The sequence below is a fragment of the Pseudarthrobacter sp. HLT1-7 genome (assembly GCF_059383435.1).
The window spans coordinates 1-12,082 of the sequence record NZ_JBWZCH010000030.1; the positions used below are offsets into that span (position 1 = coordinate 1).

The window sequence follows — 12,082 nt, forward strand, 5'->3', positions numbered from 1 at the left end:
AGAACAATGGACCATCCAGATCCGCACCGGCATCCCCTGGTTCATCCCGCCCCCACACCTTGACCCGGGACAAAAACCCCACCGAAACCACTACTTCCGACCCACAGATCTCAACACATCGGCGTGAACACCGCGCGGCACTGAGTCCCTCGCATCGGTGTCCGGTGCAGAGTGCAGATCCGGGAACTGCCCAACCGAGAGGTGAATCGAGAGGCGTTGTACAAAGTTCTTGTACAAAGTTACCGAACCGAGCGCCCGGTTATCTCGATCATGGAGATATTATCGAGCTGTGAACGACATGAATCCGGTGAACCCCCGGAAACCGCCGATTGCCCGGCGACCTGGCGCCGCGGCAGCAGCTCCTGATCTAGCCCCGGCCGCGGCAAGAGTCGCTGCTCCAAACCCGGCAACAGCCCCGGCGACACCCAGCCGGTCGAAAGCCTCTGGCGGAGCGACGAAGTCAGCGGCCCTGAACTGGAGCGGGGCAGCCGTGGCCACGGCGTTGATCGCGGTGCCGTTGTGGATGCTGCTGGGCAACAGCGCCGTGCTCGCCGGCCACCCCGCCCTCCCCGCGCTGCTGCTGACCACTGTTGCCCTCGGTGCGCTCTGGGCATTACTACTGATCAGACGATGGAAGAACTCACGCGCGGTGTCGCGCTGGCTGTTGTTGCGCGGCTTCGCTGGCCGGCTGGCGGCTGTGGGCCTCGTCGCGGCCTTGGCCTGGCTGGGTCCTTTCCCTTACCAGCCCGCCGGCGCGGACGGACAGTCCACCGGCACCACCACCGAGGGCGCCACCTCGATCACCCTCACCCCGGAGGGCAAGGCCGGCGCTGGCCTCGTGTTTTACCCCGGCGCGAGGGTGGACGCGCGCGCCTACCAGGACATCCTCGGTCCGCTCACAAACGCAGGCTATCTGGTGGTGATCCTCAAGGAGCCGCTGGGCCTGTCCCTGCTGGACTCAAGCCAGGCCCGCGCGGCTATCGACCGCCACCCGGACATCACATCCTGGGCAGTCGGCGGCCATTCGCTCGGCGGAGTGAGCGCATCGTCCTTTGCGAAGGAGAACGACGACGTTGCCGGGCTCCTGCTGTTTGCCTCGTTCCCCGCGGACAATATGGCGGCAGCAAGCGGCGTGTCGGTCCTATCAGTCTCCGGGTCCAACGACGGCCTCAGCACGCCGGACAAGATCGCCTCGTCGACGCCACGGCTCCCGGCCACAACAGAATATGTGGTGATTGAGGGCGGCGTGCACGGGTTCTTCGGGGACTACGGCGAGCAGCCCGGAGACGGAAAACCCGGTATCTCCCGCAAGCTGTCCCAGCAGCAAATCGCCGCGGCGTCGCTCCGCTTTATGGACCGGGTCCGCACCGCAGACTAACGCGATATCGCGAAGAGCCCGCGTCGGCCGGCCACCCGGAACGGCTACCGCCCGGCGGCGTACCCCTGAGTGCCGCGCGGATTCGCGGCCGCCTGCAGAACCCCCGTCTCCGGGTCACGGACGACGGCGGACAGCCGACCCAGCGTCCAGCCGCCCGCACGGGTGACGACATGCCCGCGGCGCTCAAGCCCCGCGATCACGCACTCCCCCAGGCGGTCCTCGACGACGGCGCCGCCCGGCTCCCAGGTGCGCGGCCAGAACGAGCCGGGCATCGACGTCGTATGGAACGTGGGAGCGTCGATGGCCTGCTGCGGTGAGTAGCCGCCCACGATGGCCCTCAGCAGATACGGCAGTTGCCACTGGTCCTGCTGGTCGCCGCCAGGGGAGCCCAGCGCGGTCACGGCATGGCCGTCGCGGAGCACGAGGGTGGGCGTCAGCGTGGTCCGCGGCCGCTTGCCCGGTGTCAGCGTGGACGGTGTGCCGGGTGCCAGCCAGGTCATCTGCAGCCGCGTACCCAGGCAGAAGCCCAGCTCCGGGATGGCCGGCGAGGACTGCAGCCAGCCGCCGGACGGCGTCGCCGAGACCATGTTGCCCCAGCGGTCCACGACGTCGATATGGCAGGTGTCGCCGCGGGTCTCCCCGCTCGGCGCCACGGTGGGCTCCCCCACGCCGAGTCCAGCCAAGCCCGCCCCGGCGGCCCCCGTCCTCGCAGAACCTGTCCCCGCGGGCGCCGGCGGTGTGTAGTGGGTGCGCAGCGGCGGCAAATACGGCTCGCGCCCCGGCACCGAGCCTGGACGGAAGTCGTGCGAGGCCCGCTCCCCGATCAGCGATCGGCGGCCGGCGCAGTACTCCTCGGACAACAGGTACTCCAGCGGCACATCGGTGTCGCCGTAGTATGCCTCCCGGTCGGCGAGCGCGAGCTTCTGGGCCTCCAGGATGGTGTGCGCCCCGAGTTCGGTGGACGGATCGAGGTACCGGTCATCGAACCCTTCGAGAAGCGCAAGCGTCTGCAGCAGCGCCGGACCTTGGCCCCATGGTCCGGTCTTGGCGATCGTGTGCCCCCGGAACTCAATGGTGGCTGCCGGTTCGTAGCCGGCTTCGAACCCCGCGAGATCCTCGAGTGCAAGGACACCGCGATGGTCCGTGCCGGAGGAATGCCGGTGCGGGGTCTGGACGGAGTCCGCCATGGCCTTGGCCACGAAGCCTGCACGCCACTCGCGGCGGGCGGCGTCGATTCCAGCCTGGCGGGAGTGCTCGCGGCCGTCGTCGCCGAAGTGCTCGCGGCCGTCGGATCCGGCTGCCCCAGCGTCGAGCAGCCGCTGCAGCGTCCGGGCGTACGCCGGATTCTTCACCAGCTCCCCTTCGTCCGGAATCCGCCCGCCGGGCATCCACAGGTCGGCCGAGGTTGGCCAGTGCGCCTGGAACAGCGCGGAGACGGCCTCGATGGTGGCACCGACGCGGCCCAGCATCGGGTGGCCGTCCCTGGCATAGCCGATTGCGAAGTCCAGCACCTTGGCCAGTTCCCAGGTTCCGTGGTCGCGCAGGAGTAGGAGCCAGGCGTCGACGGCGGCAGGCACTGCCGCTGCCAGCGCCCCCGAGCCGGGCACGAGGTCCAGGCCCTCGGCGAGGTAGTGCTCCACGGTGGCTCCGGCCGGGGCGGGTCCCTGGCCCATCAGGACCACGGGTGTGCCGGGCGCGGCCGCGGTGACGAAGATGCCGGTCATGTCCCCGCCCGGGCCGTTCAGGTGCGGCTCCACGACGTGCAGCACAAACGCTCCCGCCGTCGCGGCGTCAAACGCGTTCCCGCCGCGTTCCAGCACGGCTTGCGCTGCCGCCGTCGCGAGCCAGTGCGTTGACGCGCTCATCCCGAAGGTGCCCTGCAGTGTGGGTCGGGTGGTGAACTGTTCGGGGCGGGTGAACGCGGCCGGGCCGGCGGAAACAGCGCCCGCCGGCGGCAGACCGGTTGCCACGGAATACGAGGAACCCGCGGGAATCGGCGCCGCAGCCGTTGCACCAAGGTCAGCCAAACAGGGCCGCCACGCGGGTGAGGGTCTCGTACACGCCGTAGCCCAGCGGCACGCCCACGAGGGCCCAGGCGATGGCCAGTTTCCCGGTGGACGGTTTCACCGACGTCTGTGCAGCACTCATCTCATGCCTCCATGGCGGGTTCTTCGGACCGGACACGGTCCGGGCGTGGTTCGTGGAAGCGCGCGTCCACGGGCTTGACCAGCAGGTTCGCCACGAAACCTATCACCAGCAGCCCCACCATCGTCAGGAGTGCGGGCTGGTAGGACGCGGCGTTCAACTGGCCCGGCTTGCCCTGGGCGTCAAGGAAGGCATTGACGATCAGCGGTCCGGCGATGCCCGCCGCGGACCAGGCCGTCAGGAGGCGGCCGTGGATGGCCCCCACCTGGAAGGTGCCGAAGAGGTCGCGCAGGTAGGCCGGGACCGTCGCGAAGCCGCCGCCATAGAACGAGATGATGACGAAGGCAAGAACAACGTAGAGCGCCGTGGTGGTGGAGCCGGCCAGCGCGAGCAGCGCGTAGAGCACCGCGCCGACGCCGAGGTACACCATGTAGATGCGCTTGCGCCCGGTCACGTCCGAGGTGGCAGACCAGGCGAAGCGGCCCGACATGTTGCCGATCGAGAGCAGCCCGACGAATCCGGAGGCGACGGCGGCACTCACCAGGGACACGCCGTCGGACTGGCGGAAGAAGTCCTGGATCATCGGCGCGGCCTGTTCAAGGATACCGATGCCGGCCGTGACGTTGCAGAACAGGGCGATCCAGACCAGCCAGAACTGCCTGGTCTTGACCGCATTGGCGGCGGATACGTTGTCCGTAGTGACGAGCTTGGAGGCCTTGACCTTGGCCGGGTCGAAGCCGTCGGGCTTCCAGCCCTCGGCCGGCACCTTGATGGTGAAAGCGCCGAACATCATGTAGGCCACGTAGACGAGGGCGAGGGTCAGGAACAGCTTGCCCACCGAGTCGCCGCTGGCCACCCAGCCCTTGGCTCCGGAGTTGGGATCGTACAGCTTGAGCAGCGCCGTGGAGACCGGACTGGCGATCAGGGCACCGCCGCCGAATCCCATGATGGCCATGCCCGTGGCTAGTCCGGGACGGTCGGGGAACCATTTGATCAGGGTGGAAACCGGGGAGATGTAGCCGATGCCCAGCCCGATCCCGCCGACGAAGCCGTAACCGAGGTATACGAGCCAGAGCTGGCCGCTGAAGATGCCGAGCGAGCCGATCAGGAAGCCGCTGGCCCAGAATACGGCTGAGGTGAACATCGCTTTGCGCGGGCCGTTCTTGTCCACCCAGGTGCCCATGATGGCGGCGGAGAGCCCCAGCATCACGATCGCGATGGAGAAGATCACACCGATCTCGGTCAGGCTGGCGCCGAAGTGCTTGACGAGGGCCGTCTTGTAAACACTCGTCGCGTAGGCCTGGCCGATGCACAGATGCACGGCGAGCGCCGCGGGAGGCACCAGCCACCGGTTGAATCCCGGTGGTGCGATGGTTCGTTCACGGTCCAGCCAGCCCATACGTGCTCCCTTGCTAGTCGACTCCGGTGTCCCAGCGGCATAGCGGCGAAAGGCCCGGATCCGGGTTTTTGCCTCCGGTAATCATGCTGCATATCGTCAGCAAACGTACTATTTATGCGCCGAGCGGCAGCGTTTCAGCGGTAAGCGGTCGACTACTGGCCGAGCCCTGCTTTCCGGAGGGCTTCGGCCATCGCGGTGCTGGCCGGCGTCGACGCGGGCCCCGGCTGCTTGGCTGGTGCACGCTGCGGGTGCTTTTGTGGTGTCCTCTCCGCGGACCGTTCCCGGCCCCCGGCGGGGGCCGGTTCGTCGTCGAGCCTCAGCGTCAGGGAAATGCGTTTCCGCTCCGGATCCACTTCCAGCACCTTGACCCTGACCACCTGCCCGGACTTCACCACCTCACGCGGATCCGACACAAACCGGTTGGCCAGCGCGGACACGTGCACCAGCCCGTCCTGGTGCACGCCGACGTCGACAAATGCGCCGAACGCCGCCACATTGGTCACGGTGCCCTCCAGCACCATCCCCGGCCTGAGGTCCGTGATCTTCTCGATGCCCGCAGAGAACGCCACCGCGGCGAAGGCGGGACGCGGGTCCCGTCCCGGCTTCTCCAGCTCGGAAATGATGTCCCGCACCGTGGGCAGGCCGAAGGAACCGTCGACAAAGTCCTGCGGATCGAGCATGGCGTAGCTTCCCGCCGGCTGCCCCTGTCCCCCGGCGGCTGCCCTGATCCGGCGGGCCACGGGGTACGCCTCCGGGTGCACGCTCGAGGCATCCAGCGGCTCCGCTCCCCCGGTGATCCGCAAGAAGCCGGCGCACTGCTCGAACGCCTTGGCGCCGAGCCGCGGAACCTTTTTCAGCTCGCTGCGCTTGTTGAACGGCCCGTGCTCGTTCCGGTACGCGACGATATTTTCGCTGAGCAGGGGCCCGACACCGGCCACCCGGCTCAACAGCGCGGGCGACGCGGTGTTGACGTCCACACCCACCGCGTTCACGCAGTCCTCGACGACGGCGTCGAGGCTGCGGTCCAGCTTCGCGGCCGTAACGTCGTGCTGGTACTGCCCGACGCCGATCCACTTCGGCTCGATCTTCACCAGCTCCGCGAGCGGATCCTGCAACCGCCGCGCAATGGACACCGCGCCACGCAAGGACACGTCCATGCCGGGCAGCTCGGCCGACGCCAGCGCCGAGGCGGAATACACCGAGGCGCCGGCCTCGGACACCACGATCTTCTGCGGTTTGGCTCCCTGCTTCGCGGGGCCGGAGCCCGCGCCGAGCTGCTTCAGCAGCTCGGCGGCGAGTCTGTCCGTCTCCCGCGACGCGGTGCCGTTGCCGATCGCCACGAGCTCGACGCCGTGCTTCCCGGCCAGGCCCACGAGGGTCCGCAGCGCCTCGTCCCATTTCCGGGCCGGGGCGTGCGGGTAGATGGTGTCCGCCGCGACGACCTTGCCGGTGCCGTCCACCACCGCCACCTTTACACCGGTGCGCAGCCCCGGGTCCAGGCCCAGGGTGGCCCGGTTCCCGGCCGGCGCCGCCAGCAGCACATCGCGCAGATTGGCCGCGAACACGCGCACGGCCTCATCCTCCGCGGCGGCGAACATCCGGCTGCGCAGATCCGTGGTCAGCCGGGCCAGTACCCGCGAGCGCCAGGCCAGCTGGGCGGTCTGCAGCAGCCAGGCGTCGGCGGGACGGCCGCGCTCGGCAACCCCGAGGAACCTGGCCACGGCGGCCTCGCAGCGGCCGCGGGCGGCGGCGAGGGCGGCGTCGTCGTTCGGTTCCGCCTCGGCGAGATCGAGCTCCAGTACGCCATCCTTCTCTCCGCGCAGCAGCGCCAGGACGCGGTGCGAGGGCATCCCGGACGGCTGCTGGGAGAACTCGAAGTAGTCCCTGAACTTCTGGCCCTCGGTTTCCTTGCCTTTCCTGACGCGGGACACCATCCGGCCCTGCGTCCACAGCCGCTCCCGCAGGGTGGCGGCCAGATCGGCGTCCTGCGCGACCCGTTCGATCAGGATGGAGCGGGCACCGGCGAGCGCCGCGGCGGCGTCCCCGATGGAGTGTTCTGGGCTGAGATATTTGGCGGCTTCGCGCTCGGGGTGTAATTCCGGGCGCTTCAGCAGGGAATCGGCGAGCGGTTCCAGCCCGGCCTCGCGGGCCATCTGCGCCTTGGTGCGGCGCTTGGTCTTGAACGGCAGGTAAATGTCCTCCAGCCGCGACTTCGTGTCTGCGCTTGCGACGGCGGCCTGCAGCTCCGGTGACAGCGCACCTTGCGCGGCGATCGCTTCCAGGATGGCCCGCCGGCGGTCCTCCAGCTCGCGGAGGTAGCGCAGCCGCTCCTCCAGTTCGCGCAGCTGCGTGTCATCAAGCGTCCCGGTGGCTTCCTTGCGGTAGCGGGCGATGAAGGGCACGGTGGACCCGGCGTCGAGCAGGTCCACAGCGGCCTTGACCTGCCAGGGCTGCACGCCGAGTTCGCCGGCAATCTGGACGGCGGTACCGGACTCCTGGGTCTTCGGGGCTCGGGCCTGGGGAGTGGACGCTGACGGCGAGGGGTGCTGTGGGGTCTTCGGGGCCTGCTGCGGGAGTTGGGTCACCCAGCCATTTTGCCCTATCCGGGTCCCTGTCCGGTGGCGCCGGTAGTGGGCTGGGACCCTTCGACATCCTGGATGACTTCGTTGTGGCGGAGGAACCACGGCTTGAAGGGCGGATCAAAACGGGCGAATCTCGGTAGTCCGAGGGCGTTCAATCCGGCTGCGGCGAGCGCTGTCTGCAATTCCTGGTTCCGTTTCCCAAAAGCTGATCTGGAGACGCTGCCGGAGAAGCCCAGGACCGCCGCAAGAGAGCCAGGCACGGTCCGGATTACGATGTCGGGATTCGCCGGGACCGGGGCCGTCTCTGCCGTCATTCCCGCCGGCAGCACGAAGGCGACCACAAAGTCGGCCGGGTGGTCACCCTCTGCCAAGGATCCCCGCTGGAGAACAGGGGCGGTCATGGCCAGCTTCTGGGGAGGGCCGAAACCCTGGACCACCGGGGCTGTCATCGCCACCGATTGCCGGGCCGTATTGTTGCCGCTGATGTAGTTGAAGAGGTGGCGGAAAGCGGCGTTGCCGGCACGGTCAAACGTCGCATTGACCTGCACCTCGGCCACGGCGTGCAGGGGGTAGCGGCGCAGCTCGAAGTCCGGGTAGCGCCGGACCAGCTCGAAGGGTTGCTGTTCGGTCATTGTCTTCAGACCATACTCCGGGCCCCGGACAGGAACCAGCAAGTTGCGCCACGGGTTCTGGCCGGATTGTCAGAGGGCTTTGATAGCTTGAAGACTGGACGGCCAGCCGGGCCGGGCCGGCGGCAAGTTGCTGAATCGGCAGAATCACCATCGGGGGCACAGTGTTTTTTCTTGAACCGGAAGTGCCGGGTTCCGCAAAGGACCTGGTTTTCTCCGCAAGCGACCTGGTAGTGGCAGCCAGTTGCGAGTTCCAACTCCTCCGGAAACTCGACGAGAAGCTGGGCCGCGCCCCCCAGGCTGCCTACGAGGCCGACGAGATGCTCAAACACGCGGCCAAGCTGGGCGACGTCCACGAACACAGAGTCCTGGATAACTTCCTGGCGGAATTCGGGGTGTGGGATCCGGCGGCCGGACACGGCGTGTACGACGTCGTCCCGGCCGCAAGCATGGACCGCGCCACGCTGCTGGCGAAGCACGGGGAGTCCATCGAGGCCCTGCGTTCGGGCGCCGACGTCGTGTTCCAGGCGGCGTTCTTTGACGGGCAGTTCCACGGCCGCTCGGACTTCCTGGTCCACCAGGCCGACGGAAGCTACGCCGTGTTCGACACCAAGCTCGCACGCCACGCGAAGGTGACCGCATTGCTGCAGCTTGCTGCCTATGGGGACCAGCTCCTGAGGGCCGGGATTACCCCGGCTCCGGCCGTGACCCTCGTCCTTGGCGCCACCGTTCCGCTGCCGGGCGGCGGCTTTGACTACGTCCGCAGCCACCACAAGCTCGCGGAGATCCTGCCGGTCTTCCGCGAACGGCGCGACCGTTTCCTCGCGTTGACCGCGGCGCACATTGCGCAGCCCGGCACCGTCCGCTGGGGCGCTGACGGCATCACCGCTTGCGGCCGCTGCGACTATTGCCAGGAGATGGTCAGGAGCACCGACGATTTACTGCTCGTGGCCCGGATGAACTCCGCCCAGCGCAAGGCACTCCATCAGCGGGGCATCTTCACCGTCACGGAGTTGGCGCAGGCCGGACTTCCCGCGGCGAACGCTTCCCTGGTTCGGCTACAGGAACAGGCCCGGATGCAAAGCGGGTTGGGCGGTGCCGACGGCGGCGTCCGTTATCTCAAGGACGGCGAGGAACATTCCCTTCGTTTCGCCGTCATCCCGGACAACACGCTGGCTGAGCTCCCAGCACCCAGTGCGGGCGACATTTTTTTCGACTTTGAGGGCGACCCGCTGTGGCAGGAAAGCTCCACCGGTGTCTGGGGTCTGGAATACCTCTTCGGAGTCATCGAGGCGCCCACAGGGCCAGGTGCGGCCGGAGTGTTCAAACCGTTCTGGGCCCACAGCCGGGAAGAAGAGAAACAGGCTTTCCTGGATTTCCTGGCCTACGTGGAGAAACGCCGGCAGGACTTCCCGGACATGCACGTCTACCACTACGCCGCGTACGAGAAGACGGCGCTCCGCAAGCTCTCCGTGATGCATGTTGCCGGCGAGGACACCGTGGACCAGTGGCTGCGCGACGGGCTGCTCGTGGATCTCTACCACACAGTCCGGAACAGCATCCGGATCTCCGATAATTCCTACAGCATCAAGAAGCTCGAGCCGCTGTACATGGGGACGAACCTGCGCTCCGGGGACGTGAAAGACGCCGGAGCGTCCGTCGTCGCCTACGCCCACTACTGCGATGCGCGCGACGACGGGCGGTCCGAAGAAGCGGCGAAGATCCTCGCCGGGATCTCCGACTACAACGAATACGACTGCCTCTCCACGCTGGAACTCCGCGACTGGCTCCTGGGCCTGGCGCAGGAGCGCGGCATCAAGCCGGGCGGCCAGGGCGAGCATCCTGCTGCCAAGTCCACGGCTGCCGAACCCGCGGCGGACACGGCCCTGGCGCCGGCGGAACTGGACTTGGCCGAGCTGGGCGGACCCGCCGGCGGCCTGGCCGGGGATGACCGGAAGGCCGTCGCAATGTTGGCAGCGGCGGTGAGTTTCCACCGGCGCGAGCGGAAAGCGTTCTGGTGGGCCCACTTTGACCGCTGCGAGAACGGCCCCGACACACATCATCAGCAGGACCGCAACGTCTTTCTGGTCGAGGACGCGGTGGCTCTGGAGGACTGGTGGAAGGACGGTGCCAAACTTCCGGAGCGCAGGGTGAAGCTCATCGGCACCGTCAGCCCTGGCTCAGACCTGCGGGAGGGCAGCACCTGGTTCCGTATGTACCAGCCTCCGCTCCCGGCAGGGCTTGATGGCACGGGCATCGAGGGGGCCGGCCGCAACGGCTGGTTCGGAACCGAAATCCTGGAGCTCGGCCACGAGGACGGAAAGGACACCGTCATTATCCGGGACAAGCTCCGCAAGAACGTCGAGCCCTACACCCAGCTGCCCGTCGCCCTCACCGACGACCAGCCGATCCAGACCAAGAGTCTCGAGGCTGCCTTGGAAACCCTCGCCGTCGACGTTGCCGCGGGTTTGCGGACGGCGTTCAAGGACGGCGGGGGCAAGGACGGAGGGGGCGCGGCCGGAGGCGGGCGCAGCGACGCGTTCCCGCGCCATCCGGCCATGGATCTTGTCCGCCGGGTGCCGCCGCGGCTTTCAACGGGGCTGCCGTTGCCCACGCCAGGCGAAGGCGCGGACCGCTACATCGACGCCATCACCGGGGCCGTTGGGGCCCTGGAGCACTCCTACGTCGCCGTCCAGGGGCCGCCGGGGACAGGGAAGACGCACGTGGGTTCCCACGTCATTGCCCGGCTCGTGGCCCGCGGCTGGAAGGTGGGCGTCGTCGGCCAGTCCCACGCCGTCGTCGAAAACCTGCTGAAGACCGCGGTGACCAAGGCCGGTGTGGACCCGGCCCTGGTTGCCAAAGACGTGAAGCACGGGGAGCCGCTCCCGTGGAATCAGCGGTCCGGCCAGGACGTCGCCCGGCTGCTCGGCTCTGCCGGCGGCGCGCTCATCGGCGGCACGGCGTGGACTATGACCGGGGCCAACGTTCCTGCGGGGTCGCTGGACCTGCTGGTGATCGACGAGGCCGGCCAGTTTTCCCTGGCCAACACCCTGGCGGTGGCGCAGGCCAGCAGCCGGCTGCTGTTGCTCGGAGACCCCCAGCAGCTGCCGCAGGTCAGCCAGGGCTCGCATCCCGAGCCCGTGGATGAGTCCGCCCTTGGCTGGCTGTCCGCCGGCCACGCGACGCTGCCGCCGGAACTCGGGTATTTCCTGGCCGACTCGTGGCGGATGACCTCGGAGTTGTGCCGTGCCGTGTCTGAGCTCTCCTACGAAGGGCAACTGCGCTCCGCGCCGGCCGCTGACCTACGGCGGCTGGATGGCGTTCCCGCGGGCATTGAAACCGTTATGGTCAATCACACCGGCAACATCACGTCCTCGCCCGAGGAAGCCGCGGAAGTCGTCCGTCAGGTGCGGCGGCATTTGGGGCTGAGCTGGCATTCGGAGCGCGGCACGCGGCCGCTCGACGCCGCCGATATCCTGGTAGTGGCTGCCTACAACGCCCAGGTCAACGTGATCCGCGAGGCCCTGGCTGCCGCGGGTTTGGCGGAGGTCCGGGTTGGGACCGTGGATAAGTTCCAGGGCCAGGAGGCCGCGGTGGTAGTGGTCTCCATGGCCTGTTCTGCCGTGGCGGAGGCTCCGCGCGGGATGGAGTTCCTGCTTTCGCGCAACCGGATCAATGTGGCGGTCTCCCGCGGGCAGTGGCGCGCTGTCGTCGTCCGCGCGCCCGAACTGACCAATTTTCTCCCCACGCATCCCGAGGGCTTGGAGCAACTGGGCGGCTTCATCGGCCTGTGCCGGCGGTCCATGGGTTCCTGAGCACCGCTGCCCGTTACATTTATAGGGTCCCCGAAGGCCGGGGATTTGGTCGCTGGACCCGGTATGACTTTCTCGCCCTGTTATTGATGATCCGGGGGGTGTTGTCGCCAGGTTCGGAGACACTTGCTGACCGC

7 protein-coding genes are annotated in these 12,082 nt (G+C 68.1%); 2 read left to right on the forward strand and 5 right to left on the reverse strand.

Annotated elements, in window-relative coordinates; genetic code table 11:
- The first annotated feature begins 490 nt into the window (after nucleotides 1-490).
- Nucleotides 491-1,378, forward strand: a complete 888-nt coding sequence (locus AC50X6_RS18455) for an alpha/beta hydrolase (protein ID WP_494967596.1) — start codon at nucleotides 491-493, stop codon at nucleotides 1,376-1,378.
- Between the two features lie 44 nt (nucleotides 1,379-1,422).
- Here AC50X6_RS18455 and AC50X6_RS18460 read toward each other — a convergent pair whose 3' ends face one another.
- The 5 genes from AC50X6_RS18460 to AC50X6_RS18480 form a co-directional block, all read right to left on the reverse strand.
- Entirely contained in the window at nucleotides 1,423-3,243 is a 1,821-nt protein-coding gene (locus AC50X6_RS18460; protein WP_494967601.1) for a gamma-glutamyltransferase family protein, read from the reverse strand.
- A 154-nt stretch (nucleotides 3,244-3,397) separates the two neighbouring features.
- On the reverse strand, nucleotides 3,398-3,526 hold the full coding sequence (locus tag AC50X6_RS18465; RefSeq protein ID WP_326968074.1) for an MFS transporter small subunit: 129 nt from the start codon (nucleotides 3,524-3,526) through the stop codon (nucleotides 3,398-3,400).
- Between the two features lies 1 nt (nucleotide 3,527).
- Nucleotides 3,528-4,922 (reverse strand): OFA family MFS transporter, encoded by a 1,395-nt coding sequence (locus tag AC50X6_RS18470; protein WP_494967597.1) that lies wholly within the window; start codon nucleotides 4,920-4,922, stop codon nucleotides 3,528-3,530.
- A gap of 152 nt (nucleotides 4,923-5,074) precedes the next feature.
- Nucleotides 5,075-7,507 (reverse strand): Tex family protein, encoded by a 2,433-nt coding sequence (locus AC50X6_RS18475; protein ID WP_494967598.1) that lies wholly within the window; start codon nucleotides 7,505-7,507, stop codon nucleotides 5,075-5,077.
- Nucleotides 7,508-7,521: 14 nt separating this feature from the next.
- Nucleotides 7,522-8,136, reverse strand: a complete 615-nt coding sequence (locus AC50X6_RS18480; protein WP_494967599.1) for an SOUL family heme-binding protein — start codon at nucleotides 8,134-8,136, stop codon at nucleotides 7,522-7,524.
- A 161-nt stretch (nucleotides 8,137-8,297) separates the two neighbouring features.
- On the opposite strand from AC50X6_RS18480, the gene AC50X6_RS18485 reads away from it, so the two are divergent.
- Nucleotides 8,298-11,948, forward strand: a complete 3,651-nt coding sequence (locus AC50X6_RS18485; RefSeq protein ID WP_494967600.1) for a TM0106 family RecB-like putative nuclease — start codon at nucleotides 8,298-8,300, stop codon at nucleotides 11,946-11,948.
- The last annotated feature ends 134 nt before the right edge of the window (nucleotides 11,949-12,082 follow it).